Here is a 23,923-nt window from a genome sequence, read left to right on the forward strand (position 1 = left end):
GATCAGACGGCCAGGGCAGCCCGGACATCCGGCTCGGCCGTGACACCTCCGTCGCCGTGCGAGGTGACCCGACCGGACTCCAGCACGTGGTAGCGGTCCGCCACCCGCAGCGCGAAGCCCAGGTGCTGCTCGACGAGGAGCACGCTGAACCCGGACTGCCGGGTCAACTCGACGATCCGCTCCTGGATCTCCGCGACCACCGACGGCTGGATGCCCTCGGTCGGCTCGTCGAGCATCAGCAGCCGGGGCCGGGTGATCAGGGCGCGGGCGATGGCCAACTGCTGGCGCTGACCGCCGGAGAGCAGCCCGGCCCGACGCCGCAGCAACGGGCGCAACGCCGGAAACAGATCGAGCACCTCCGCCGTGGCCACCGCCCCGTCGCGCCGGCCGTCGGCGACCAGCCGCAGGTTCTCCGCCGCCGTCAGGTGCGGGAAGCACTGCTGACCCTGCGGGACGTACGCCATCCCCCGCGCCACCCGCTCGTGCGGCCCGGCGCGGGTGACGTCCTCGCCGTCCAGCTCGACGGTGCCGGCACTCGGGCGCAACAGACCCGCCGCGACCCGCAGCAGGGTGCTCTTGCCGGCACCGTTGTGCCCGAGCACAGCAGCTACCCCGTCGGGCGGGACCGCCAGATCGACCCCATGCAGCACCCGGGAACGCCCGTACCCGGCGTGCACCCCGCGCAGCGTCAGCATCATGCCTCCAGGCCAGTGCGGGCCGACCCGGCGTCGACCGGGTGGCCAAGGTAGACCTCCTGCACACGCGGGTCCGCCTGGACCTGCGCGACAGTTCCCTCACTGAGCACCCGGCCGGCGTGCAGCACTGTGACGCTGCGCGCGAACCGACGCAGGAAGTCCATGTCGTGCTCGATCACGACGACCGTGCGATCCCGGCTCACCGTCTCCAACAGGGCACCGGTGGCGTCGCGTTCCTCATGGCTCATCCCGGCGACCGGCTCGTCCAGCAGCAACAGTCGCGCGTCCTGCACCAGCAGCATGCCGATCTCCAGCCACTGCTTCTGACCGTGCGCGAGCGTCCCGGCGAGGTCTGCGGCCCGCTCGGCCAGACCGATGGTCTCCAGCGCGGCGGCGATCTCGTCGGGCACACCCCGGCGGCGGCGGGCCAGGGTCGCCCAGCTGCGTCGGGCGCCCGCCGCGATGTCGAGGTTCTGCAACACCGACAGCTCCTCGAAGACCGTCGAGGTCTGGAAGGTCCGCCCGATGCCGAGCCGGCTGATCCGGTGCACCGGCCGGCCGAGCAGTTCCTCGTCACCGAACCGGACCGAGCCGGTGGCCCGGACCAGACCGGTGATCGCGTCGACCAGTGTGGTCTTGCCGGCGCCGTTCGGCCCGATCAGGAACCGGATGTCGCCGGCGGGCACCTCCAACGAGACGCCGTCCACTGCGGTGAAACCGTCGAAGCTGACCCGCACGTCACGGACGGACAACCCGTCCAACCGCTCGCCGCTCATGCCGCCGGCACCTCCGTCCGCTCGGCGCGTCGTCGGCCCAGCGACAACCGCCCGCGCCGCAGCGGCTGCGCGGCGACGTCGCGGCGGCGGGCCAAGGCCCACAGCGACGCCAGGCCGCCGGGAAGGAACGCCACCACGACCACGAAGAGCAACCCCTGAAGGTACGTCCAGGTGCCCGGGAAACGCTCGGAGAGCGCGGTACGCGCCCAGGCCACCGCCACCGCGCCGAGCACCGGCCCGAGCAGTGTGGCCCGGCCGCCCACCGCGACGCCGATGACGAACTCGATCGACGGGACGATACCGATCAGCGCGGGCGAGATGATGCCCACCGCCGGCACGAACAGCGCCCCGGCCAGCCCGGCCATGCCCGCCGCGACCACGTACGCCACCAGCTTGACCGACGCCGGGTCGTAGCCCAGGAAGCGGACCCGTTCCTCACCGTCGCGGACCGCCACCAGCAGCTCGCCGTATCGGCTGTGGATGAGCTGACGGGTCAGCGCGAGCAACGCCAGCAGCGTCCCGGCGATGATGAAGTACACCATCCGCTGGTTGACCGGGTCGTCCAGGTCGTAGCCGAAGAAGCCCTTGATGTCGGTGAGCCCGTTGGTGCCACCCGTGGTGCCCTGCTGGCCGATCAGCAGGATCACCATCGCGGCGGCGAGGGCCTGACTGAGGATGGCGAAGTACGCGCCGCGGACCCGGCGACGGAAGACCAGCGAGCCGAGCCCGAAGGCCACAGCCATCGGCAGCAGCACCGTGGCGGGCAGCGCGAACCACGGGCTGGCGAACGGCCGCCACCACAGCGGCAGCTCGTCGAGTTGCCCGTACAGCTGCATGAAGTCGGGCATCCCACCCGGGCCCGCGTCGGCGAGCTTGAGGTGCATGGCCATCGCGTAGCCGCCGAGGCCGAAGAAGACACCCTGGCCCAGGGTGAGCATCCCGCCCCGGCCCCAGGCGATCCCGATGCCGACCGCGACCATGGCGACGCAGAGGTACTTGGCGAGCAACGCCAACCGGAAGTCCGACAGCACCAGCGGGGCGACGGCGAACAGCAGCGCCGCGCCGAACGCGAAGCCGGCCAGCGTCCGTAGCCGCGAGCGGCCGGCGGGCCGACCCGGTGGTGCGGCGCCGGCAGGCGCCGGGCGGACGGCGGTGCTGGGTGGCGCGGGGGTGACGGCGGTCATGCGAGGCTCCTGGTCCGCAGGGTGAACAGGCCCTGTGGCCGCCACTGGAGGAACGCGACGATCGCCACGAACACGATCACCTTGGCGACGCTGAGGGTGGTGAGGTACTCCCCGGTGGCCTGGAGCACGCCGAGGGCGAAGGCGACGATCACACTGCCCTTGAGCTGGCCGATCCCGCCTACCACGACGACCAGGAAGGCGTCGATGATCAGGTTGGTGCCCATGGTCGGGCCGATCGGGCCGAGCAGGGTGAGGGCCACCCCGGCGAGCCCGGCAAGGCCGGAGCCGAGGAAGAAGGTCGTCCGGTCGACCCGGGACGTCGCGATGCCGGACACGGCGGCGAGGTCGCGGTTCTGCACCACCGCGCGGATACGACGCCCGAGCGGGGTGAGGCGCAGCGCGAGGGTGAGCGCCGCGACGGCGGCCAGCGCCAGGGCCAGGATGAACAGCCGGTTGTTGGCGATGGTCAGCCCTCCGGGCAGCGCCACGTTGCCGGTGAGCAGCTCGGGCGCGCGGGTCTGCACGTTCGGGCTGCCGAAGATGTCCCGGGCCAGCTGCTGCAAAATCAGTGAGACACCCCAGGTGACCAGCAGGGTGTCCAGTGGCCGGGCGTAGAGCCGGCGGATGAGCAGCACCTCCAGCAGGACACCCATGGTGCCGGCGACCACGAACGCCACCGGCAGCGCGACCACCAGCGACAGGCCTGCGCCGGTGATGCTCTGTTGCAGCACGTAGGTGGTGTACGCGCCGGCCATGATGAACTCACCGTGCGCCATGTTGATCACGTTCATCTGGCCGAAGGTCAGCGCGAGGCCGAGCGCGATGAGCAGCAGCACCGCGCCGATGCTGATGCCGGTGAAGAGTTGACCGAAGAGGACTGTCACGGTGGGTACTCCGAACTGCTGGTCGGGTGGCCCGGACGGAGCGCGCGGCAACGCGTTCCGCCCGGGCCGGCGTCGTCAGCTCAGGCCGCTCGCCCACGGGTAGGTCTTCAGGTACGGGTCCGGCGCGACCGGCTTGCCGGAGTTCCACACCTCGGTGATCAGGCCGTCCGCGCCGATCTTGCCGATCCGGGCGGTCTTGGCGATGTGCTGGGTCTTGCCGTCGACGGTGACCAGACCCTCCGGCGCGTCGAAGGTGATCCCGTCCGAGGCGGAGCGGACCTTCTCCACGTCGAAGGTGCCGGCCTTCTCGACCATCGCCTTCCACAGGTGCACGCCGACGTACGCGGCCTCCATCGGATCGCTGGTCGGCTTGTCCGCGCCGTACTTCGCCTTGTACGCGGCCACGAACTTCGAGTTCGCCGCGCCCGGGGTGGTCTGGTAGTAGTTCCAGGCCGTCAACTGGCCCTCCAGATACTGCGTGCCGATGCCCTTGACCTCTTCCTCGGCGATCGACACCGACACCACCGGCATCGCGGCGGCGCTGAGACCCGCGGACTTGTACTCCTTGAAGAAGGCCACGTTGCTGTCACCGTTGAGCGTGTTGAAAACCGCGTCCGCGCCGGACGATTTGACCTTGTTGACGATGGTGCCGAACTCGGTGGAGCCCAGCGGCGCGTAATCCTCACCCAGCACGGTCATCCCGTTCGCCGTGGCGTACGCCTTGATGATTTTGTTGGCGGTCCGCGGAAAGACGTAGTCGCTACCGACCAGATAGACCGACTTGGCGCCCTGCGACTTGAGGTAGTCCAGCCCGGGAACGATCTGCTGGTTGGTCGTCGCTCCGGTGTAGAAGATGTATGGCGACTGCTCAAGTCCCTCGTACTGCACCGGGTAGAACAGCAACGCCTTGTTCTTCTCGAACACCGGCTTGACCGCCTTGCGGCTGGCCGACGTCCAACAGCCGAAGACCGCTGCCACCCGGTCCTCGGAGATGAGCTTCTCGGCCTTCTCGGCGAAGGTGGGCCAGTCCGAGGCGCCGTCCTCACCGACCGGCTGGATCTTCTTGCCGAGGACGCCGCCAGCCGCATTGATCTCTTCGACGGCGAGCATGATGGAGTCGCGGACGGTGACCTCGCTGATCGCCATGGTCCCGGAGAGCGAGTTGAGCAGGCCAACCTTGACGGTGTCGCCGGAGACGTCGGCGGTCACGCCGGTCGCGCCACCCTCGTCGGTGGTCTTGCTGCCGCACGCGGTCATCGCGGCCGCGGCGACCAGGGTCATGGCACCCGCCAGGATGCGGCGGCCCCGGAATATTGACATCTACTCTCCCTGCGGTGCACTCAAGTGGCGTAAGGACGGTCGGTGCGGTCCGATGGAGCTGACGTGGGCGATGCCAAGGTCGACGGGTGGACGCCGCGCAGGGCACCGGATCGGATATGGGCAGGGAAAGCGTCGACCGACATGATTGCGCGGGTGTTTCCCGGTCCTTAATTGACTGTTTCCGAGGGACCGTCGAGGCGCGCACGAAAAACGGCCGACACCGTTGGGGAGGAAACGGTGTCGGCCGTTGAGAAAGACGCAGGATAAGTGCCACCACAATGGTCGACGGACGAATCCGCCGACGGTGGCACGCAATGGCGAGATCTGACCCCGTGGCCAGATACTTCACCCAGGAAGCATCTTAGGACGGTGTCGGGTGGCGCTGTCAAGGGTCGGGGGGCCGACTGGCAGTGCCCGGTTCAGAGCTGGGCGAGCACGGTGAAGTCGAGCCCGTCGGCCTCGGCCAGGTAGATGCGCTGCCGGACGTGCCGCTGGCGCAGCCGCAACCGCCCGCGCGGCCCGTGGTAGGCGACCGCGTCGGCGGCCGTCTCGATGGCCCGCACGTCGAGGGTGCGGGCCTGGCCGATCAGCGCCGCGAGCAGCATGACGCCCTCGTAACAGGACTCCCCCAGGCTGCCCAGCGGCGGCGCCTCCACCCCGAAGCGCCGCGCGAACTCGCCGTGGAAGTCGAGATTCTCCTGGGTGACCAGCCCGGCGAAGAAACCCGCCGTGCTGTACAGCCTCCGGGTCGCGCCAGCACCGCTGGCCAGCAGCATGTTCTCGTCCATCAGAGTGCTCAGTCGCAGGCAGCGCTGGTCCAGGCCGGACCGGGCGAACGCGCGGTTGAACCGCACCGCGTCGGCACCGACCAGCAGCATCAACACCGCGTCCGCGTCACTGTGCTCGATGCGGCGCAGGACCTCGGTGAAGTCGTGCGCGTCCAGCGGCAGGAAGTGCTGGCCCACCACCTGCCCCCCGCCGCGCAGCGCGTACCGCTGGGCCGCCCGCGACGTACGGCGCGGCCACACGTAGTCGTTGCCCACCACGAACCAGCGGCGCACGCCCTGCTCCCCGGCGAGCAGCCGCATCGCGGGCCAGAGTTGAGCATCGGGTGTCTCGCTGGTCAGGAAGACCCCTTCGGTGCGTTCGCCGCCCTCGTAGAGTGCGGTGTAGACGTACGGCACCCGGTGCGCGACGCGGGGCGCCAACGCCTGGCGCACCGAGGAGATGTGCCACCCCGTCACCCCCTGCACGGCCCCCACCGACACCAACGCCTCGACCTCGGCGGCCACCTCGGCCGGCGGTGCGCCACCGTCGACCGGCACCAGGCGAACCTCCCGGCCCAGCACGCCACCGCACCGATTGATCTCCTCGACCGCGAGCTGCGCGCAGAGCTCACAGGTGGGGCCGAACATGCCGGCCGGCCCGCGCATCGGGTAGACCAGCGCGATGCTGACCACGGCACGGTCGACGGTCAGCCACGGCGGTGCCGGCGCGGACATGAGCACATGATTGTCCGGCCCAGGACCGAAGACCAGCACTCACCACTGACCGGGACGACTCGCTACCATGACAGGGCCACCGGACCAGGGAGTTTCATGTCAGACGTGCCCGGGGCGCCAGCCGACCTGCTGCGCTCGCTCACCCGCGCCGAACGGCTGCTCTCCCGCCGGCTGGGCGCCGTTCTGGCCGACGACGCGATCAGCATCGAGGCATGGCGGGTGCTCTGCCTGCTCGCCGACGGCCAGGGTCACCCGATGAGCGAGGTGTCCATCGAGGCGTCGCTGCCGCCGGGCACCCTCACCAAGCTGGTCGACCAGCTCGTCGACCGCAATCTCGTCTTCCGCCGGATCGATCCGATCGACCGCCGACGCATCCGGGCGTACCTGACCGCTCGGGGCCGTCGCGAGCACGCCCGCCTGGACGAACGAGTCCGAGCCAGCATCGCCGAACTGGGTATGCCGCACGCCGCCCACATGGTGAGCCAGCTCGACGACCTGATCGGCCGTCTCGACCCGGCCCGGCCACGGGAACACGCCGACGCGTCCGGCCCCCACCGCTGATCCCTCCCCGGCTCACCGACCGACCTCCTGGGCGAGCGGCAGTCTCACCTGCTCCCGACGCGGCAAGGATCGCGACCCGGGCTGGTCTTGAGCGCGACCCGATCCCAAGCGCCACCGACCACAAGCACCACCCAGCCACACACGCCACCCGACCGCGAAGGCCACCCGCCCGAGAGCGTGATGTCTGTGAGTCATCGTGATGACTCACAGACATCACGCTCTCCGCAGTGTCCGCCTCCAGAACGGCCACGGGGCCAGGCGGACCGACAGGGCTTTCTAGCCGGTGAGGTGGGCGCGCAGGGTGTGCGCGTCGGCTGCGGTGGCGGTCCACAGTGTCGCTGGGCCGCCGGCCAACGGCAGCCGGGCGACACCGCCCTCGACCGCCGCGGGTCCGGCGGGTAGCGACGGGTCGACCACCAGCAACGAGCCGGTGGCCAGCGCGCCGCCGAGCACCGCCGGGCCGGCCCAGCCCGGCGCGTGCGGTCCCACCGCGAGGGACTGGCGCAGCAGTGGTCGACCCGCGTAGTCGACCTGGGTGTGCACGACGGCGCCGCCGGGCGCCTCGCCGTACCGGCCGCAGATCAGCTCGTCGCGCCACCGCAGGCTCGCACCGGCGGCCAGTTCGATCCGGGACTCGGCGAGGTGCGCGCAGCCGGCCGCCGCGACCAACTGTTCCGGAAGCCAGTGCAGCGTGGCCCCGGCGTGCACGACCGCCCGCACCGCCATCCGGGAGACGGCACCCTTGCGACCCGGTAGGGCGATCGACGCGGCGACGCTGTGCACCCGCACGGCCGCGCCCGGCCCGACCTCGATCTCCAGGCGCAGATCGTCGCCGGCGAGCGGCCCGGCCGCCCCGCCGACGAGGTGCACAGTGGCGACACCACCGTCGGTCGGGGTCTGGCGCAGCAGCAACGGTGTTTCGCCGTGCAACTCGACCAGGGCCGTGCCGCCCCGGCCGTCGGCCCGGGCGACCAGCCGAGCGTGCGCTCGCATCAGGCCGGGCCGACCGGCACGACCGGTGGGTGCAGGGCGGCGTGGTGGGCCAACTCGTGCCGGATCCAGTCCGCGACCGACGTTGCCGTGGGGTCTCCCACGATGGACAGGAAGAGGGTCGGGAGGTCGCCGCGCCGGGCTCGCGCGTCCCGATCCATGACGGCGAGGTCGGCACCCACCATCGGCGCCAGGTCGGTCTTGTTGATCACGAGAAGATCGGCGGCGGTGACTCCCGGCCCGCCCTTGCGGGGCACCTTGTCCCCGCCCGCCACGTCAACCACGAAGATCTGCCGGTCGACCAGCCCTCGGCTGAAGGTCGCGGTCAGGTTGTCCCCACCGCTCTCCACCAGGACGAGGTCCAACGGGCCGACTGCCTCGGCCAGTTCGTCGACGGCGTCCAGGTTGGCGCCGATGTCGTCACGGATCGCGGTGTGCGGGCAACAACCGGTCTCCACCGCGCGGATCCGGGCCGGGTCCAGCACGCCGGCCCGCCGGAGGAAGTCTGCGTCCTCGGTCGTGTAAATGTCGTTGGTCACCACGCCAAGCCGCAACTCGTCGGCGAAGGCACGGCAGAGGGCGGCCACCAGGGCCGTCTTGCCGGAACCGACCGGGCCACCGATGCCGACCCGCAGGGCACGGCCGGCACGCGCCAACGGCGGATGGGGGTCCACCCCCGGCTCCGGATGGGTGTGCGGAACGGTCTCGTCGTGGGGTGGGGTGGCCGGCGGCGGCGTGATCGGTTCGACGGCGGGCACAGCGCTCGGCACAACGGTGTCAGGACGCAAAGAGACGCACCTCCCAGGTGGCATGGATTTCGGCATGGATGTCGGCGAGTGGAGCGGCGGCGGCCGGCAGCCGCTCCGGTGGGTCATCGGCGGCCCGCGCCGCGTCGGCGGCCGTGCCGTCGCAGGCGTCGGCCAGGCCGACCAGCAGGGCCTGGACCTGGTACGGGTCGAGGCCGAGCAGACGTACGCCGGCGCTGGCCGCCCCGGTCAGCGTCCCGTACGCGGCGATCGTGGCGGTCTCGACGCGGGACAGCCCGGCCGCGGCGCAGAGCAGCCCGAGCACCAGCGGTTGGTGTGCGCCACCGGGCGTCGCGGGCAGGTCGGCGAACGGGGCGTCCGGCCAGATGGTCCGGCCAGCACGCAGCAGCGCCCGGCCCTGCCGGCGCGAGACCGCCCGCAACGCCGGGGCGGCGGTACGCGCGTCCAGCTCCGCGTCGAGCCGAGCCAGCGCCCCCGACCGGGCGGCGGGTCCGGCCGGCGCCCCCGACCGAGCGGCAGTCTCAGCCGGGGCGTCCGACCGTCGGCCGGGCCGGGCCTGGTTGGCCGAGTCGGCTGTCTCGGCCACCGCCGCCCGGTGTGCGGCCGCCGCGAACGCCGCTCCGACCAGACCGGCGGTGGCCAGTCGTCCGGCCAGGAACGCCTCCAACGACGCCAGGTCGGTGACCCGGCCGGCGGCGACGGCAGCCTCCAGACCACCGGAGTGCGCGTGCGCCCCGGCCGGGAAGCGTCCGTCGGCCAACAACAACAGCAGGCTCGGCGTCGCCATCAGAACAGGAAGTACCGCTGGGCCATCGGCAGCCGGGTCACCGGGTCCGGCTCCACCACCTGCCCGTCGATCCGCACCGTGAAGGTGTCCGGGTCCACCTCGATGCGCGGCATCGCGTTGTTCTCCGGCAGGTCGGCCTTGCCCCGCGACCGTACGTCGCTCACCGGCACCACCCGGCGACGCACGTCCAGGCGGAGCCCGGCGTCCAGCGCCGCCGGGGCCACGAAGGCCAGGCTGGTGGCGGCCGCAGCCGCGCCGTACGCCCCGAACATCGGCCTCGGCAGCATCGGCTGCGGTGTCGGGATCGAGGCGTTGGCGTCGCCCATCTGGGCGTACGCGATCATGCCGCCCTTGAGCACCAGGTGCGGTCGGACGCCGAAGAACGCCGGGTCCCAGAGCACCAGGTCGGCGAGCTTGCCCGGCTCGACCGAGCCGATCTCCCGTTCCAGCCCGTTGGCCATCGCGGCGCAGATGGTGTATTTCGCCACGTACCGTCGGGCCCGGTGGTTGTCGGCGGGCCCGTCGCCCGGCAGCGCACCGACCCGGTCCTTCATCACGTGGGCGCTCTGCCAGGTCCGCATGATCACCTCGCCGACGCGGCCCATCGCCTGCGCGTCGGAGCCGATGATCGAGATCGCGCCGAGGTCGTGCAGCAGGTCCTCGGCGGCCATCGTGGACGGTCGAATCCGGCTCTCGGCGAAGGCCAGGTCCTCCGGCACGGACGGGTTGAGGTGGTGGCAGACCATCAACATGTCCAGGTGCTCGGCCAGGGTGTTGGCGGTGTACGGCCGGGTCGGGTTGGTCGACGACGGCAACACGTTCGGTTCGCTCGCCACGGTGATGATGTCCGGTGCGTGCCCGCCACCGGCTCCCTCGGTGTGGTACGAGTGGATCGCCCGTCCACCGATCGCTCGCAGGGTGTCGGCGACGAACCCGGCCTCGTTGAGCGTGTCGGTGTGGATCGACACCTGGACACCGGACGCGTCCGCCACCCGCAGGCAGGCGTCGATCGCCGCCGGTGTGGTGCCCCAGTCCTCGTGCAGCTTGAAACCGCCCGCACCGGCCCGCAACTGTTCCCACAGCGCCTCGCTGGAGACGGTGTTGCCCTTGCCGAGCAGCAGCACGTTGACCGGCATGGTGTCCAGCGCCTCGTGCATCCGGGCCAGGTGCCACCCGTTCGGGGTGACAGTTGTCGCGCGGGTCCCCTCGGCCGGCCCGGTACCGCCACCGACCATCGTGGTGATGCCACTGGCCAGTGCCTCGGTGACGATCTGCGGGCAGATGAAGTGCACGTGGGTGTCGACCGCGCCGGCGGTGAGGATCCGCCCGTTGCCGGCTATCACCTCGGTCGACGGGCCGATGACCAGGTCGGGGTGGACACCGGGCATGGTGTCCGGGTTGCCGGCTCGGCCGAGCGCCACGATGCGCCCGTCGCGCAGCCCCACGTCGGCCTTGATCACGCCCCAGTGGTCGAGCACCACCGCGCCGGTGATGACGGTGTCCAGCGCCCCCTCGGCGCGGGTGGCACGGGACTGCCCCATCGACTCGCGGATCACCTTCCCGCCGCCGAAGACCGCCTCGTCGCCGCCCACGCAGTGGTCGGTCTCCACCTCGATCAGCAGGTTGGTGTCGGCCAGTCGGATCCGGTCACCGGTCGTCGGCCCGTACAGGTCGATGTAGCGGTCCCGTCGCACGGCGCTCACCGCGGCGACCCGGCGGCCGTGGGCGGGTGCGGCGACGGGTCCAACGGCCCCGCGCACTCTGCGCGCAGGCCCGGCACGACGCGTGCCCCGCCGAGCGGTACGAGGTCGACGCTGCGGTTGATGCCCGGCTCGAACCGGACGGAGGTGCCGGCCGGCACGGCGAGTCGTTGCCCCCAGGCCGCGCCCCGGTCGAACGACAGGGCCGGATTGGCTTCGGCGAAGTGGTAGTGCGAGCCGACCTGCACCGGGCGGTCGGCGGTGTTGACCACGAGCAGTGTGGTCACCGGACGGCCCACGTTGATCTCGACCGGGTCGGCCGCCGGCAGGATCTCCCCGGGGATCACGGGATCGGGTGGTGCACCGTCACCAGCTTGGTGCCGTCCGGGAACGTCGCCTCCACCTGCACCTCCCTCAGCAGCTCGGGGATGCCGTCCTGGACGTCGTCACGACCGAGCACCGCCCGGCCGGCGGACATCAGGTCGACGACCGACCGGCCGTCGCGGGCCCCTTCGAGGAGGAACGCGGTGATCACCGCGACGGCTTCGGGGTAGTTGAGGCGCAGGCCGCGTTCGCGGCGGGCGCGGGCGACATCGGCCGCGACGTGGACGAGCAGGCGGTCCTGCTCGTGCGGGCTGAGGAACACGGGGCTCTCCCGGTGGGTCGGCGTGCCCCTGCTCGCCGTCGGCTCCACGCGGAGCCACCCGGGCACCAGGACCCGAGGGGACGAGCTGGGAGTCACACGACCGCCGGGTCACCGCCGACGGGGCGACCCGGGACTCCACCATCCCGGCCCGCACGACGGGCAACCGGCGGTGTCGGGTCGGATGCGGACCGCACCGCCCACCGCTGAGCAGACCGTAGAGGATCGCCACCGACCGAGGCAACAGTCCATCGGGGATCACGCTGGTCGGCGGTTGAATGCCGGTCCGTGTTCCCGTGGGGCGGCAGGCAGGGGATGATCGCCGGATGACGGCGACGAGGGGTACCCGCGCACTGCTCGGTGTTCTGTTCCTGGCGGCGGCCACGGTCGGGGCGTGGATCCTCTGGCTGGGTTGGGACACCCGGTACACGGTCGACGCGCAGACCGGCGCGAGCAGCGGCCCGTACGAGCCGTGGCAGGTGATCGGCTGCGTGCTGACGCTCGTGGTGCTGGCCGCGCTCGCCGGGACGCGGCTCAGTCCGTGGCTGGTGGCGCCGGTGATGACGGTGGCGTTCACGGCGGTCTGGTCGTGGCGGGCCGCCGGGACCGACGACAGCGGGCTGTGGGTGGTCGGGGGGATTCTGGTGCTGGTCGGGATGGCGGTCGGCAGCACTGTGGTGAGCCTCGCCGGGCGGCGGGTCGGCAAGCGGTTCACCGGCCGACCCGCCGCGAGATAACCAATCGCTCCGTGGACGCCGACATGCTAGAAGGGGACGTGCCTGAGCTGACAAACTCCCTTGATGCCACGTCCCTCAACACTGAGCGCCTGCTGTTGCGCCGCTGGCGAAGCGATGATCTGGACGGGTTCGCCGAGGTCAACGCGCAGCCCGAGGTGATGCGCTACATCCATGACGGCCGCACCCTGGACCGGGCCGCGACGGCGGAGCGTCTGGCCATTTATCAGCGGCAGTGGGACGAGCACGGCTTCGGCCTGTACGCGGTGGAGATCAAAGAGACCGGCGAGCTGGCCGGTTTCACCGGACTGGCGGTGCCGACCTTCCTGCCCGAGATCATGCCGGCCGTGGAGATCGGCTGGCGGCTCGGTCGCGCGTACTGGGGTCGGGGCCTGGCCACCGAGGCGGCCCAGGCCGTTGTCGCCCACACTCGTGCCGAGCTCGGCCTGCGGCGGCTGGTCAGCATCCACGTCGTCGGCAACGAGGCGTCCGCGCGGGTGATGGTCAAGCTGGGCATGTCGCTGGAGCGCGAGACCGTGCAGCCGGACACCGGTCGCCAGGTCCGGGTGTACGCGATGGACCTGTAAACGGCCGTGGCGCCAGTTGCCGCGTGCCGGCCGGTCAGCGGGCCACGACAGGCTGCGGCGCGGGCGCCCGGGTGAAGGGGATGTCGACGTGGTCGGGGGTCCCCGGCTGGCCGTCGGGGTGCCGCCACAGCCCTCGGTCGCGCAGGATCGGCAGCACGCCCTCACCGAACCAGTACGCCTCCTCCAGGTGGGGATAGCCGGAGAGGATGAACTCGTCGATGCCGAGCGCGTGGTACTCCGCGATCCGGTCGGCGAGCTCGGCGTGGCTGCCCACCAGCGCGGTGCCGGCCCCGCCGCGGACCAGTCCGACCCCCGCCCACAGGTTGGGGGCGATCTCCAGGCCGTCGCGGGAGCCGCCGTGCAGGTCGAGCATCCGGCGCTGCCCCTCGGACTCGCTGCGGCGCAGCCCCTCCTGAACGGCCCGGATGTCGGCCTCGGAGACCCCGTCGAGCAGGCGCTGGGCCTGTGCCCAGGCCTGCTCCGCGGTGTCACGCGCGATGACGTGCAGCCGGATGCCGAAGCGCAGCTCCCGCCCGGCGCGGGCGGCCAGCGCCCGGACCCGCTCCAGTTTGTCGGCGACCAGGGCCGGCGGCTCGCCCCAGGTGAGGTAGACGTCGCTGTGCCGCACCGCCACCGGGAGGGCGGCGGCGGACGACCCACCGAAGTAGACCGGCGGCACCGGGTCGGGCAGCCGGTGCAGTCGTGCCTGTTCGACGCGGACGTGGGTGCCGTCGTGGTCGACGGTCTCGCCGCGCCACAGCGCACGCACCACGTGTAGGAACTCGTCGGCCCGCGCGTACCGGGCGTCCTTGTCCAGGAAGTCGCCGTAGGCCCGCTGCTCCTGCGACTCACCGCCGGTGACCACGTTGAGCAGCAGCCGGCCCCGGGACAGCCGCTGGAAGGTCGAGGCCATCTGGGCGGCCAGCGTGGGGGCCAGCAGGCCGGGCCGGAAGGCGACCAGGAACTTGAGTCGCTCGGTCACCTCGGTGAGCATCGCGGTGCTGAGCCAGGCGTCCTCGCACCAGGCGCCGGTCGGGGTGAGCGCGCCGACGAAGCCGAGTTGCTCGGCGCTGCGGGCGATCTGCCCGAGGTACGCCACGCTGGCCGGACGGGCGCCTCCGGCGGCGCCTGTCGGTACGCCGTGGCCGCCGCCGACGATGTCCCGGCTGTCGCCGTTGGTGGGCAGGAACCAGTGGAAGGTGAGGGTCATCTCGGCTCTTTCCGTGTGGAGGCGGCGGGTAGCGGGTCCGGGTAAGCGCGGGGCGGGCGGCCACCTCCTGAGGGGTGGGACGATCCCGCCGACAGCCTACCCATAAAACCTATCGGGTTAGTAGGCTACTGCCGGCGCCGACACCTGTCGATGCGCTGCTGTCAGCCTGCCCTGACCCGAGGAGCCGCCATGCCCACCCCGTCGACGAGCCGTCCCCCGCAACGCCGCCTCCTGACGGCCGTGCTCACCACCGTGGCGCTGCTCGCCACGGTCGCGGTGAGCGCGTGCGGCGGGTCCGCCGATGCGGGCGGCACCAAGGACAAACTCCGGATCGGCTACCAGCGCTTCGGCGGGCTGAGCCTGGTCAAGGCGCGCGGCGCCGCACCGGATGTGGAGTGGTCGCTGTTCGAGAGTGGCCCCGCGCTCACCGAGGCGCTCAAGGCCGGCTCCATCGACATCGGACAGGTCGGCGAGGCACCACCCGTCTTCGCCGCCGCCGGGAAGATCCCGTTCTCCGTCATCGGCACCTCGGCGCCGATTCCGCAGGGTGAGGCCGTGCTGGTCAAAGCCGACCGGGGCTACCGCAGCTTCGCCGACCTCAAGGGCAGGACGGTGGCCCTCAACAAGGGGTCCAACGTGCACTGGCTGCTGGTGCGGCTGCTGGAGGCGAACAACATGACCCTGAAGGACATCCAGGTCAAATACCTCAAGCCCGCCGAGGGGCGGCCCGCGTTCGACGGCGGGCAGATCGACGCCTGGGTGATCTGGGATCCGTACTTCGCCCTGGCCGAGCAACCGGGGGTCCAGGTGCTCGCCGACGCGACCGGGCTGGCCAGCAACCGCGAGTACGTCCTGGCCACGCCCCGGGCGGTCGACAAGCGGACGGACGAGATCCGTGCGTTCCTCCAGCGCTACCGCGAGGTGACCGACTGGGGCATCGCCCACCCCGAGGAGCGAGCCAGCACCCTCGCTCCGGAGCTGAAGATCCCGCAGGACGTCACCAGCCGCGCTCTGGCCCGCAGCGCCAAGCCCCTCGCTCCGGTCACCCCGGCCATCGGCGACGAACTTCAGGCGATCACCGACAGCTTCATCGCCCTGGAACTCATCCCGGGGCCGGTCGACCTGCGATCCCGGGTCGACGGCCGGTTCAACGAGGTGTTCCAGTGAGTCGTACGACGCTCGTCGAGGCGCCCGAAGAGGTCGCGGCGGCGGCGCCTGTCGTACGCCGTCGTCAGCGGCCGGCCCGGCGCTGGTGGCGGGTGGTGAGCCCGGTGGTGCTGATCCTTGGGTGGGAGTTGGCCGCACGGACCGGGCTGCTGGCGACCGAGAAGCTGCCCGCGCCCAGCGACGTCCTGGCCACCGGCTGGCGACTGAGCCGGGACGGCACGCTCGGCGTCCACCTGCTGGACTCCCTCACCCGGGCCGGGGCAGGCCTGCTGATCGGCGGTCTCCTGGCCCTGGTGCTGGGCACCGTGGCCGGGCTGTTGCGGCTCGGTGACGACCTGGTCGACCCGCCGGTGCAGATGGCCCGGATGCTGCCGCACCTCGGGCTGGTCCCGTTGCTGATCATCTGGGTCGGCATCGGCGAATCGCTCAAGATCAGCCTGGTGGCATTGGGCGCGTTCTTCCCCATCTACTTCAACACCTACGCCGGCATCCGGGACATCGACGAGCGGCTGGTGGAGGCCGCCCGTACCTGTGGTCTGGGGCAGGCCGCCCGACTGCGGCACGTGGTGCTGCCCGGCGCGCTGCCGTCCCTCTTCCTCGGCCTGCGGCTGGCGATCGGGGCGGCCTGGCTCAGCCTGGTCGTCGGCGAGCAGGTCAACGCCCAGACCGGGATCGGCTTTCTGATGATGGAGGCGCGGGAGTTCAGCCAGACCGACGTGGTGGTGCTCGGCCTGCTCGTCTACGCCCTGCTCGGGCTGATATCCGACCTTGCGTTGCGCGTCCTGGAGAGGAGGATGTTGACATGGCGTCGCGGACTGCGGGCCACCTGAACGGCGCCGAGCCGGTGCTCACCGCCCACGCGGTGCGCCGGGCCTTCGGGCCGACGGTCGTGCTGGCCGGGGTCGACCTGACCATCGCCCGCGGTGAGGTGGTGGCCCTGCTGGGCGGCAGCGGTTCCGGCAAGAGCACGCTGCTGCGGATTCTCGCCGGGTTGGACGGCGAGGCCAGCGGGACGAGCGTCGTGCACGGCACCGCCGCCGTGGTCTTCCAGGAGCACCGGCTGCTGCCGTGGAAACGCGTGGCGGAGAACGTGGGGCTCGGGCTGTCCGGCGCGGACGGCCCGGGGCGGATCCGGCGGGCACTGGCCGAGGTCGGTCTGGCCGAGCGGGATCGTGCCTGGCCGGCCGAGTTGTCCGGTGGGCAGGCGCAGCGGGTGGCGGTGGCGCGGGCCCTGGTCCGCGAACCGGACCTGCTGCTGCTCGACGAACCGTTCGGCGCCCTGGACGCATTGACCCGACTGCGGATGCAGATCCTGCTGCGCCGGCTGCGCGCCGAGCACGGCTTCGCCGCCCTGCTGGTCACCCACGACGTGGAGGAGGCTCTGCTGCTCGCCGACCGGATCCTGCTCCTCGACGACGGCCGCATCGCCGCGGAACTGCCCGTCGACCTCGGCCCCACCCGTACGCCGGACGACCCGGCCTTCGGCGCGCTGCGCCGCCACCTGCTCGACCGACTCGGCGTTCCCACCACCTGACGAGCGGAGCTGTGATGACCCGCTGGACCCCCGACCCCACGTTCTACCCCTCGCCCCGGGAGGCGGTGACCGCACCGGCGGAGAAGCTCGCCTACGTGGCGGCCTTCGACCGGACGGCCACCCGCCCGGACGCCATCGTGGTGCTCGACACCGACCCCGACTCCCCCGACTACGGCCGGGTCGTCGGCTGGACCGACCTGCCGTACGTCGGTGACGAGCTGCACCACTTCGGCTGGAACGCGTGCAGCAGCGCGCTCTGCCCGACCGCCCCGCACCCGCACGTCGAGCGGCGCTACCTGATCGTCCCCGGCCTGCGGTCGTCGCGCATCCACGTGCTCGACACCCAGCCCGATCCGCGCCAGCCGCAGATCGTCAAGGTGATCGGGGCGGAGGAGTTGGCGAAGCGGGCCGGCTACTCGCGGCCGCACACCGTGCACTGCGGCCCGGACGGCATCTACCTCTCCGCTCTCGGCGGCGCGGACGGTGCGGAGGGTCCGGGTGGCATCGCCATCCTCGACCACACCACGTTCGAGGTCCGCGGGGCGTGGGAGGCCGACCGGGGGCCGCAGTTCCTGGCGTACGACGTGTGGTGGCATCTCACCCAGGACGTGCTGGTCACCAGCGAGTGGGGCACCCCGTCGATGATCGAGGACGGCATCATCGGTGAGTTGCTGCTGGGCCGACGCTACGGGCACGCCATCCACTTCTGGGATCTCGCGAAACGCCGGCACGTCCAACGGATCGATCTCGGTGACCAGCACCAGATGCCACTGGAGCTGCGGCCGGCGCACGATCCGACGAAGTCGTACGGGTTCGTCGGGGTGGTGATCAGCGTCGAGGACCTGTCCGCTTCGATCTGGCTCTGGCACCGCGACGGGGACGCCTGGGCGGTCACCAAGGTCATCGACATCCCGGCCGAGCCGGCCGACCCGGCGAACCTGCCCGACCTGCTCAAGCCGTTCGGGGCGGTGCCGCCGCTGGTGACCGACATCGACCTGTCGGTCGACGACAGGTTCCTCTACGTCTCCTGCTGGGGCACCGGTGAGCTGCGCCAGTACGACGTCAGCAATCCGCTGCACCCGGTGCAGACGGGCTCGGTGCACCTCGGTGGGATCGTCCGCCGCACCGCGCACCCGTCCGCGCCGGACGAGGCGTTGGCCGGTGGCCCGCAGATGGTGGAGGTCAGCCGGGACGGCCGGCGGGTCTACGTCAGCAATTCGCTCTACGGTGCGTGGGACGACCAGTTCTACCCCGACGGGGTGGGCGCCTGGCTGGCCAAGCTCGACGTCGACGTGGACGCCGGTGGGCTCACCCCGGATGAGCGGTTCTTCCCGCACGGGGACGAGTTCCGGGGCCTGCGGGTGCACCAGACCCGGTTGCAGGGCGGGGACGCCTCCTCCGACTCGTACTGCTATCCGTGACCGTCACCACCCTGGCGACGCTCGCCGCGCTCGGCGCGTTCCATGGTCTGAACCCGGCGATGGGTTGGCTGTTCGCGGTGGCCCGGGGCCTACAGGAGCGCAGTCGGCTGGCGTTGCTGCGCGCCCTGCCGCCGATCGCCGCGGGGCATCTCGCCTCGGTGGCCATCGTCGCCGCGTTGGTCTCGGCGACCCGGTCGGTGACGGCGAGCAGCGCCCTCGCGGTGATCGGCGGTGGGGTGCTCGTGGCCTTCGGGCTGTGGCGGCTGCTCTCGGAGCGGCACTTCCGCTGGGCGGGGATGCGGCTGTCGGCGGCGCAGCTCGCCGCCTGGTCGTTCCTGATGTCGTCGGCGCACGGCGCGGGGTTGATGCTGTTGCCGGTGCTGGTGGCCGAGCCGGTGCCCGGGGGTCACTCCGGGCACCTGGCCGCCGCGCCGGTGGGCGCGCTGTCCGGCCTCGCGGCGGCCGGGGTGCACACCGTGGCCATGCTCGGCGTCGCCCTGGCCGTGGCGCTGCTGGTCTACCAGGTGTTCGGGGTCGGTGTGCTGCGTCGGGCCTGGTTCAACGTGGACCGGCTCTGGGCCGGGGTGCTGGTGGCCGCAGGGTTGGTGACGCTGATCAGAGCGTGACAGTCCATCGTGGAAGCACTCGAACTGTGCTTTCATGTCGGCATGATCACTCCCACTCCCCTCATGCGCCTGGTGGCCGGTGTGTGGGGGTTCAAGACCCTCGCGGCCGGCGTCGAGCTCGGCCTGTTCACCCGATTGGCCGGCGGGCGGACGATGACCGTCGAGCAGGCCGCCGCCGAGTTCGGGCTGCCGGACCGGCCGGCGGACCTGTTGCTGGCCGCCAGCGCCTCGCTGGGGCTGCTGGAGAAGGCTGGCGACGGCTACCGCAACACCGAGTTGGCCGAGCAGTTCCTGGTCGAGGGTCGCCCGTACTACTTCGGCGCGCAGGTCCGCTACTCGGACCTGCGGACCTACCTGCCCTGGCACCGCATCGGTGAGGCCCTGCGCACGGACCGGCCGTTGACCTGGGACCCGGAGGCTCAACAGTCGATGTTCGACACGGCCGACCCGGAGATGCTGGCGCAGTTCTGGGACGCCATGTTCTCCACGTCCAGCTTCACCGCCAGCGCGTTGGCCGACGCCTACGACTTCTCCGCGCACCGCCGGCTGCTCGACGTGGGCGGCGGGGCCGGCGCGTTCCCGATCGAGTTCTGCCGCCGCCTGCCCGACCTGCGGGCGACGGTCCTGGACCTGCCGCACGTCTGCGTCCGGGCCCGGGAGCGGATCGCGGAGGCCGGCCTGACCGGGCGGATCGAGGCGGTGGGCGGCGACTTCCTCGCCGACCCGGCGCTGCCGGACGGGCACGACGTCATCCTGCTCAGCATGATCCTGCACGACTGGGACGAGCCGACGAACCGGGCGTTGCTGGCCCGGTGCCACGCGGCGTTGCCGCCCGGCGGGGCGATCGTCGTCTGCGAACTGCTGCTCAACGACGAACGCACCGGACCTCCGGAGGCGGCCCTGATGGGGATGAACATGCTTGTCGAGACCGAGGGCGGCCGGAACTATTCAGGTGCCGAGTACGCCGCCTGGCTCAGCGACGCCGGCTTCGTCGACGTGCGTACCGTGCCGTTCGACGCGCCGGGCGCCAACGGCGCGGTGGTGGCCCGCCGGCCCTGACCGACGACGACACCCGGCCCCGGTGCGAACCGCGGGCCGGGTGTCGCGGCGCCTTACGGCGCGGGCGTCCGATCGGCTACCGGTACGGGTCAGGCGCGAGCCTTGGCCGGCTGCTTCATGAAGTCCAGGACCGCCTTGTTGATCTCGTCGGCGTGGGTCCACGGGATGCCGTGCGGTGCACCCTTGAGCGTGATGAGCTGGGCGGTCGGCATCATCGGCCCGAGCCGCTGGCCGGTCACCGGGTAGGGCAGCACCCGGTCCTGGTCACCCTGCACGATCAGCACCGGAATGTTGATCTTCGGCAGGTCGGGGCGGAAGTCCTCCTGCCAGGCGTCCACACTGTCGTGGGTGGCCTTGCCGGAGGCCATCGCGCCGATCTGCCAGTGCGCCCGGTACGCCTCCTCGCTGACCCGCTTGCCCATGTTCTGGTCCGGGTTGAAGAACGCGTCACAGAAGGACGTCAGGTAGGCGAACCGGTCCTTGATGATGGCGTCCTGGAAACCCTTGAAGAGGCTCCGGTCGACGCCCTCCGGGTTGTCGCTCGCCTTGGCCAGCATCGGTTGCAGCGGGCTGAGCAGCACGGCCCGGCTGACCCGTTGCGAGCCGTAGTTGCCCAGGTAACGGACCACCTCGCCGGTGCCCATCGAGTGACCGATCAGAGTCACCTCGTTCAGGTCCAGCTCGGTCATCAACACGTCCAGGTCCGCGGCGAACGTGTTGTAGTCGTACCCGAAGGCCGGCTGGGCGGAGTTACCGTTACCGCGGCGATCGTAGGTGATCGTCCGGTATCCGGCGTTCTGCAGCGCCCGTGTCTCCTTCTCCCAGGTCGCGCCATTGAACGGGAAGCCGTGGATCAGCACCACCGGCTTACCGGAACCGTGGTCCTCGTAGTACAGGTCGATGGGCGCGGAGTTTTCCGTCCCCACGGTAATGAAAGGCATGTTTGTCTCCTGCTCCGGTCTCGGGCTGTCGGACGCCCCGCGCTTTCCCGTCGGGTCTCCGGATATGCGGGTCGACAGATCGGCCCGAACGGCAGGCGCAGAGGTTCCGCGAACCACCCGTACCGTCCTAACCTCGGAGGGTGAAACTTCCGCCCCGGCTGCGGGCCGTCAGCGACCTGCACGTCGGGCACCCTCAGAACCGCGCGTTCGTCCAGGAGCTGCACCCGGACAACGCCGGCGACTGGCTGCTCGTCGCCGGGGACGTCGCCGACCGGTTCGCCGACATCGAGTGGGCACTCGGGTTACTGAGCAGTCGGTTCGCACGGGTCGTCTGGGCACCGGGCAACCACGAGCTGTGGACGCCGCCGCGTGACCCGGTCACGTTGCGCGGCGAGGAGCGCTACCGCGAGCTGGTCCGGATGTGCCGGCGGTTGGGGGTGGTCACCCCGGAGGATCCGTACCCGGTGTGGGACGGCGACGGCGGCCCGGCCACGATCGCCCCGCTCTTCGTGCTCTACGACTACACGTTCCGGGTGCCCGAGGCACAAACCCAGCAGGAGTCACTGGCCCTGGCATACAAGGCCGGTGTGGTGTGCACCGACGAGGCGCTGCTGCACCCCGACCCGTACCCGAGCCGGGAGGCGTGGTGCGACGCCCGGGTCACCGAGACCGAACGCCGGCTGGTCGAACGCGACCCGGCGCTGCCGACGGTGCTGGTCAACCACTACCCGCTGGTGCGCGAACCCACCGACGTCCTGCGGTACCCGCTGTTCGCCCAGTGGTGCGGCACCGTCCGCACCAGCGACTGGCACCTGCGCTTCGACGCCGCCACAGTCGTGTACGGGCACCTGCACATCCCCCGCACTACGTTCCACGACGGGGTGCGTTTCGAGGAGGTCTCCCTCGGCTACCCCCGCGAGTGGCAGCCCCGAGGGCCGGTACCCGACCCGGTACGCACCATCCACCCGGCCGACGACAGACGCCGGCGCTCGTCCGTCAGCGGTTGAGGTCGTCAGGATTTCCGCAGTGGCCGGAAGGCGGCCCGCACCTCGGCGGAGAAGAGTTCCGGCTCCTCCCAGGCCGCGAAGTGCCCGCCGCGGTCGGCCTCGTTGAAGTACGCGATGCCGGGGTAGACAGCCTCGGCCCAGCTCCGTGGAGCGGCCCAGATCTCGCCGGGGAACGTGGTGAAGGCGACCGGCACCGTGACCGGCGGCGGAGCCTGACCGGCTGCCTGGGCCGCTGCTTGAAACCGCCCCTGCTCCCAGTACCACCGGGCGGACGACGCACCGGTGCCCGTCAACCAGTACAGCGTGATGTTGTCGAGGATGCTGTCCCGAGTGAGACCGCCGGCCGGCTCACCGTCGAGGAACACGCGGGAGATCTTGTAGTAGCTGTCCGTGTCGTGGTCGAGCATCCAGGCCGCCAACCCGACAGGTGAGTCCAGCAGCGAATAGCCGATCGTCTGTGGCCGGGTGGACTGCTCCAGGAAGTAGCCGAACCCGTCCATCGAGAACAGCTTGAGCGCGTCGAGCGCGGCGCGTTCCTGCTCGGAATTCGCCGGCAACTTGTCCTTGATGCCGACCGCCCCGGCGAGCAGGTTGACGTGGATGCCGAGCAGCCCCTCGGGTCCCTGACGCCCCATGGCATCCGTGACGGCGGCCCCCACATCGCCACCCTGCGCGACGTAGCGCGGGTAACCGAGGCGGTCCATGAGTTTCGCCCACGCCTGTGCCATCCGCGCCGAATTCCAGCCGGACTCGGTCGGCTCGCCGGAGAAGCCGTAGCCGGGCAACGATGGCAGCACCAGGTGGAACGCGTCCTCGGGCGTGCCGCCGTGCGCCGTCGGGTCGGTCAGCGGGCCGACGACCCCGAGCAGCTCGACTACCGAGCCCGGCCAGCCGTGCGTCATGATCAGCGGTAGGGCGTTCTCATGCTGCGACCGCACGTGGATGAAGTGAATCTCGACCCCGTCGATGTTCGTCGTGTACTGCGGCAGCGAGTTCAGCTTCGTCTCGCACGCACGCCAGTCGTAATCGGTCATCCAGTGGCGGGTCAGCTCCTGCATCGTCGCCAGCTGCACCCCCTGCGAGCGATCGGTGACCAACTCGCGGATAGGCCAGCGGGTGGCCGCGATCCGGCGACGCAGATCGGCGATCGCGTCCTCCGATGTGTCGAGCCGGAAGGGACGAATTTCGTTGTCGTTGGACATCTTCCCCACCTCGCCAGGTCGAGTCGGACAGTGCCGATCACCGACAGCGCCGGCACTCGCCCAGTCTCACAGCGGGCCAGTGGTACTCGGGCCCAAACGCGAATCGCCGACGCGCCTCCGCGTCAGACCCGTGGAATGATCAACCGGTGAGCCAACCGGACGAGCTCGACGACAACTGGCTGAACGGTGCGGAAATCACCTGTCCGGAGTGCCACGAACGGCTCTACCGCCTCGACCACTCGCCGCTGCTTGACTGCTACTTCCTCTACTGCGACAGCTGCCCGATGCGGGTCGACGTCAGTTACTACGACAGCACGTGCACGGCCATTGCGGACGCGCTGCCGTCCCGGGACGACGCCTACCCCACGCTGATGGCGGCACTTGAGGAGCGACTGCGGCCATGCGACTGCGGCGGGCGGTTCCGGGACTCCGCGCCTCGGCGCTGCCACCGGTGCTCCACCGTCCTGACTGCCATCAGCGCGCCCTCCGGCGTCGACGTCTGGCCAGGTTGGTGGACAGCCGAGACGGACACCGCCTCGGTGGAAGAGCAGTTCACCGCCAGGTACTTCCGCACCGATAACCTCTGGGAGCACTGACGCCGCCAGGATCAGTCGGGCCACCAGCAC

The 23,923-nt window shown here is 71.2% G+C and carries 26 protein-coding genes; 11 read left to right on the forward strand and 15 right to left on the reverse strand.

Going from position 1 to position 23,923, the window contains the following annotated elements; genetic code table 11:
- Nucleotides 1-2 precede the first annotated feature (2 nt).
- The 6 genes from urtE to DLJ58_RS18785 form a co-directional block, all read right to left on the reverse strand.
- Nucleotides 3-698: an urea ABC transporter ATP-binding subunit UrtE gene (gene urtE / locus DLJ58_RS18760; RefSeq protein ID WP_244219016.1), complete on the reverse strand. Its 696-nt coding sequence runs from the start codon at nucleotides 696-698 to the stop codon at nucleotides 3-5.
- Nucleotides 695-1,471, reverse strand: a complete 777-nt coding sequence (urtD, locus tag DLJ58_RS18765) for an urea ABC transporter ATP-binding protein UrtD (protein WP_124858172.1) — start codon at nucleotides 1,469-1,471, stop codon at nucleotides 695-697. The genes urtE and urtD overlap by 4 nt, the downstream gene beginning before the upstream one ends.
- Entirely contained in the window at nucleotides 1,468-2,655 is a 1,188-nt protein-coding gene (gene urtC / locus DLJ58_RS18770; protein WP_124858174.1) for an urea ABC transporter permease subunit UrtC, read from the reverse strand. The genes urtD and urtC overlap by 4 nt, the downstream gene beginning before the upstream one ends.
- Nucleotides 2,652-3,539 (reverse strand): urea ABC transporter permease subunit UrtB, encoded by an 888-nt coding sequence (gene urtB, locus DLJ58_RS18775; RefSeq protein WP_091398903.1) that lies wholly within the window; start codon nucleotides 3,537-3,539, stop codon nucleotides 2,652-2,654. Before urtB ends, urtC begins: the two co-directional genes overlap by 4 nt.
- A 75-nt stretch (nucleotides 3,540-3,614) precedes the next feature.
- On the reverse strand, nucleotides 3,615-4,859 hold the full coding sequence (gene urtA / locus DLJ58_RS18780) for an urea ABC transporter substrate-binding protein (protein ID WP_124858176.1): 1,245 nt from the start codon (nucleotides 4,857-4,859) through the stop codon (nucleotides 3,615-3,617).
- 419 nt (nucleotides 4,860-5,278) lie between these two features.
- Nucleotides 5,279-6,361 carry a substrate-binding domain-containing protein gene (locus tag DLJ58_RS18785; RefSeq protein ID WP_124858178.1) on the reverse strand — a complete coding sequence of 361 codons (1,083 nt, stop codon included), beginning with the start codon at nucleotides 6,359-6,361 and terminating at the stop codon, nucleotides 5,279-5,281.
- A gap of 96 nt (nucleotides 6,362-6,457) precedes the next feature.
- On the opposite strand from DLJ58_RS18785, the gene DLJ58_RS18790 reads away from it, so the two are divergent.
- Complete coding sequence (locus tag DLJ58_RS18790; protein ID WP_124858180.1) at nucleotides 6,458-6,922, forward strand: MarR family winged helix-turn-helix transcriptional regulator; 465 nt, start codon at nucleotides 6,458-6,460, stop codon at nucleotides 6,920-6,922.
- A gap of 276 nt (nucleotides 6,923-7,198) precedes the next feature.
- Here the strand turns inward: DLJ58_RS18790 and DLJ58_RS18795 are convergent, their stop codons facing one another.
- From DLJ58_RS18795 to DLJ58_RS18820, 6 genes are read right to left on the reverse strand one after another with little or no spacing between them, the layout of a single operon-like run.
- Nucleotides 7,199-7,915 (reverse strand): urease accessory protein UreD, encoded by a 717-nt coding sequence (locus DLJ58_RS18795; RefSeq protein WP_124858182.1) that lies wholly within the window; start codon nucleotides 7,913-7,915, stop codon nucleotides 7,199-7,201.
- On the reverse strand, nucleotides 7,915-8,700 hold the full coding sequence (ureG, locus tag DLJ58_RS18800) for an urease accessory protein UreG (RefSeq protein WP_357004777.1): 786 nt from the start codon (nucleotides 8,698-8,700) through the stop codon (nucleotides 7,915-7,917). The genes DLJ58_RS18795 and ureG overlap by 1 nt, the downstream gene beginning before the upstream one ends.
- Nucleotides 8,690-9,466 (reverse strand): urease accessory protein UreF, encoded by a 777-nt coding sequence (locus DLJ58_RS18805; protein WP_124858184.1) that lies wholly within the window; start codon nucleotides 9,464-9,466, stop codon nucleotides 8,690-8,692. The genes ureG and DLJ58_RS18805 overlap by 11 nt, the downstream gene beginning before the upstream one ends.
- The gene (locus DLJ58_RS18810) at nucleotides 9,466-11,169 is read right to left on the reverse strand and encodes an urease subunit alpha (protein WP_124858186.1); all 1,704 of its coding nucleotides are present in this window, start codon (nucleotides 11,167-11,169) and stop codon (nucleotides 9,466-9,468) included. Before DLJ58_RS18810 ends, DLJ58_RS18805 begins: the two co-directional genes overlap by 1 nt.
- A complete protein-coding gene (locus DLJ58_RS18815) occupies nucleotides 11,166-11,513 on the reverse strand; it encodes an urease subunit beta (RefSeq protein WP_124858188.1) in 348 nt (115 codons plus the stop codon). Before DLJ58_RS18815 ends, DLJ58_RS18810 begins: the two co-directional genes overlap by 4 nt.
- Nucleotides 11,510-11,812, reverse strand: a complete 303-nt coding sequence (locus DLJ58_RS18820) for an urease subunit gamma (protein ID WP_030335444.1) — start codon at nucleotides 11,810-11,812, stop codon at nucleotides 11,510-11,512. Before DLJ58_RS18820 ends, DLJ58_RS18815 begins: the two co-directional genes overlap by 4 nt.
- A 323-nt stretch (nucleotides 11,813-12,135) precedes the next feature.
- On the opposite strand from DLJ58_RS18820, the gene DLJ58_RS18825 reads away from it, so the two are divergent.
- The gene (locus tag DLJ58_RS18825) at nucleotides 12,136-12,546 is read left to right on the forward strand and encodes a hypothetical protein (protein WP_124858190.1); all 411 of its coding nucleotides are present in this window, start codon (nucleotides 12,136-12,138) and stop codon (nucleotides 12,544-12,546) included.
- Between the two features lie 38 nt (nucleotides 12,547-12,584).
- Nucleotides 12,585-13,130, forward strand: coding sequence for a GNAT family N-acetyltransferase (locus tag DLJ58_RS18830; RefSeq protein ID WP_244219017.1), 546 nt, complete (start codon nucleotides 12,585-12,587; stop codon nucleotides 13,128-13,130).
- A gap of 34 nt (nucleotides 13,131-13,164) precedes the next feature.
- Here DLJ58_RS18830 and DLJ58_RS18835 read toward each other — a convergent pair whose 3' ends face one another.
- Nucleotides 13,165-14,340: an LLM class flavin-dependent oxidoreductase gene (locus DLJ58_RS18835; RefSeq protein ID WP_124858192.1), complete on the reverse strand. Its 1,176-nt coding sequence runs from the start codon at nucleotides 14,338-14,340 to the stop codon at nucleotides 13,165-13,167.
- A gap of 189 nt (nucleotides 14,341-14,529) precedes the next feature.
- Between DLJ58_RS18835 and DLJ58_RS18840 the strand changes: the two genes are divergently transcribed.
- Genes DLJ58_RS18840 through DLJ58_RS18865 form a run of 6 tightly spaced genes read left to right on the forward strand, consistent with a single transcriptional unit; the run spans nucleotide 14,530 to nucleotide 20,147 of the window.
- The gene (locus DLJ58_RS18840; RefSeq protein ID WP_124858194.1) at nucleotides 14,530-15,507 is read left to right on the forward strand and encodes an aliphatic sulfonate ABC transporter substrate-binding protein; all 978 of its coding nucleotides are present in this window, start codon (nucleotides 14,530-14,532) and stop codon (nucleotides 15,505-15,507) included.
- On the forward strand, nucleotides 15,504-16,337 hold the full coding sequence (locus tag DLJ58_RS18845) for an ABC transporter permease subunit (RefSeq protein WP_124858196.1): 834 nt from the start codon (nucleotides 15,504-15,506) through the stop codon (nucleotides 16,335-16,337). Before DLJ58_RS18840 ends, DLJ58_RS18845 begins: the two co-directional genes overlap by 4 nt.
- Nucleotides 16,310-17,041, forward strand: a complete 732-nt coding sequence (locus tag DLJ58_RS18850; protein ID WP_124858198.1) for an ABC transporter ATP-binding protein — start codon at nucleotides 16,310-16,312, stop codon at nucleotides 17,039-17,041. Before DLJ58_RS18845 ends, DLJ58_RS18850 begins: the two co-directional genes overlap by 28 nt.
- 14 nt (nucleotides 17,042-17,055) lie before the next feature.
- The gene (locus DLJ58_RS18855) at nucleotides 17,056-18,462 is read left to right on the forward strand and encodes a selenium-binding family protein (protein WP_124858200.1); all 1,407 of its coding nucleotides are present in this window, start codon (nucleotides 17,056-17,058) and stop codon (nucleotides 18,460-18,462) included.
- Complete coding sequence (locus tag DLJ58_RS18860; protein WP_124858202.1) at nucleotides 18,459-19,088, forward strand: hypothetical protein; 630 nt, start codon at nucleotides 18,459-18,461, stop codon at nucleotides 19,086-19,088. Before DLJ58_RS18855 ends, DLJ58_RS18860 begins: the two co-directional genes overlap by 4 nt.
- A 42-nt stretch (nucleotides 19,089-19,130) precedes the next feature.
- Nucleotides 19,131-20,147 carry a methyltransferase gene (locus tag DLJ58_RS18865; RefSeq protein ID WP_124858204.1) on the forward strand — a complete coding sequence of 339 codons (1,017 nt, stop codon included), beginning with the start codon at nucleotides 19,131-19,133 and terminating at the stop codon, nucleotides 20,145-20,147.
- An 89-nt stretch (nucleotides 20,148-20,236) separates the two neighbouring features.
- On the opposite strand, the gene DLJ58_RS18870 is transcribed toward DLJ58_RS18865, so the two are convergent.
- Nucleotides 20,237-21,088, reverse strand: coding sequence for an alpha/beta fold hydrolase (locus DLJ58_RS18870; RefSeq protein WP_124858206.1), 852 nt, complete (start codon nucleotides 21,086-21,088; stop codon nucleotides 20,237-20,239).
- Nucleotides 21,089-21,228: 140 nt separating this feature from the next.
- Here DLJ58_RS18870 and DLJ58_RS18875 point away from each other — a divergent pair, with 140 nt between their 5' ends.
- Nucleotides 21,229-22,095, forward strand: coding sequence for a metallophosphoesterase family protein (locus tag DLJ58_RS18875; RefSeq protein WP_124858208.1), 867 nt, complete (start codon nucleotides 21,229-21,231; stop codon nucleotides 22,093-22,095).
- A gap of 5 nt (nucleotides 22,096-22,100) precedes the next feature.
- Here DLJ58_RS18875 and DLJ58_RS18880 read toward each other — a convergent pair whose 3' ends face one another.
- A complete protein-coding gene (locus DLJ58_RS18880; protein WP_124858210.1) occupies nucleotides 22,101-23,297 on the reverse strand; it encodes an epoxide hydrolase family protein in 1,197 nt (398 codons plus the stop codon).
- A 146-nt stretch (nucleotides 23,298-23,443) separates the two neighbouring features.
- Here DLJ58_RS18880 and DLJ58_RS18885 point away from each other — a divergent pair, with 146 nt between their 5' ends.
- Nucleotides 23,444-23,893 carry a hypothetical protein gene (locus DLJ58_RS18885; RefSeq protein WP_124858212.1) on the forward strand — a complete coding sequence of 150 codons (450 nt, stop codon included), beginning with the start codon at nucleotides 23,444-23,446 and terminating at the stop codon, nucleotides 23,891-23,893.
- The last annotated feature ends 30 nt before the right edge of the window (nucleotides 23,894-23,923 follow it).

This window comes from Micromonospora arida, assembly GCF_003857035.1.
In the GTDB taxonomy this organism is placed as follows: Bacteria; Actinomycetota; Actinomycetes; order Mycobacteriales; family Micromonosporaceae; genus Micromonospora; species Micromonospora arida.

Excerpts from the sequence above, each read along its gene's own strand:
- DLJ58_RS18785 (WP_124858178.1), bottom strand. The coding sequence starts at position 6,361 with ATGTCCGCGCCGGCACCGCCGTGGCTGACCGTCGACCGTGCCGTGGTC.
- DLJ58_RS18825 (WP_124858190.1), top strand. The coding sequence starts at position 12,136 with ATGACGGCGACGAGGGGTACCCGCGCACTGCTCGGTGTTCTGTTCCTG.
- urtA (WP_124858176.1), bottom strand. The coding sequence starts at position 4,859 with ATGTCAATATTCCGGGGCCGCCGCATCCTGGCGGGTGCCATGACCCTG.
- DLJ58_RS18835 (WP_124858192.1), bottom strand. The coding sequence starts at position 14,340 with ATGACCCTCACCTTCCACTGGTTCCTGCCCACCAACGGCGACAGCCGG.
- DLJ58_RS18855 (WP_124858200.1), top strand. The coding sequence starts at position 17,056 with ATGACCCGCTGGACCCCCGACCCCACGTTCTACCCCTCGCCCCGGGAG.
- DLJ58_RS18850 (WP_124858198.1), top strand. The coding sequence starts at position 16,310 with ATGGCGTCGCGGACTGCGGGCCACCTGAACGGCGCCGAGCCGGTGCTC.
- DLJ58_RS18840 (WP_124858194.1), top strand. The coding sequence starts at position 14,530 with ATGCCCACCCCGTCGACGAGCCGTCCCCCGCAACGCCGCCTCCTGACG.
- urtD (WP_124858172.1), bottom strand. The coding sequence starts at position 1,471 with ATGAGCGGCGAGCGGTTGGACGGGTTGTCCGTCCGTGACGTGCGGGTC.
- DLJ58_RS18795 (WP_124858182.1), bottom strand. The coding sequence starts at position 7,915 with ATGCGAGCGCACGCTCGGCTGGTCGCCCGGGCCGACGGCCGGGGCGGC.
- DLJ58_RS18865 (WP_124858204.1), top strand. The coding sequence starts at position 19,131 with ATGATCACTCCCACTCCCCTCATGCGCCTGGTGGCCGGTGTGTGGGGG.
- DLJ58_RS18790 (WP_124858180.1), top strand. The coding sequence starts at position 6,458 with ATGTCAGACGTGCCCGGGGCGCCAGCCGACCTGCTGCGCTCGCTCACC.
- DLJ58_RS18870 (WP_124858206.1), bottom strand. The coding sequence starts at position 21,088 with ATGCCTTTCATTACCGTGGGGACGGAAAACTCCGCGCCCATCGACCTG.
- urtC (WP_124858174.1), bottom strand. The coding sequence starts at position 2,655 with ATGACCGCCGTCACCCCCGCGCCACCCAGCACCGCCGTCCGCCCGGCG.
- urtE (WP_244219016.1), bottom strand. The coding sequence starts at position 698 with ATGATGCTGACGCTGCGCGGGGTGCACGCCGGGTACGGGCGTTCCCGG.
- DLJ58_RS18805 (WP_124858184.1), bottom strand. The coding sequence starts at position 9,466 with ATGGCGACGCCGAGCCTGCTGTTGTTGTTGGCCGACGGACGCTTCCCG.
- DLJ58_RS18880 (WP_124858210.1), bottom strand. The coding sequence starts at position 23,297 with ATGTCCAACGACAACGAAATTCGTCCCTTCCGGCTCGACACATCGGAG.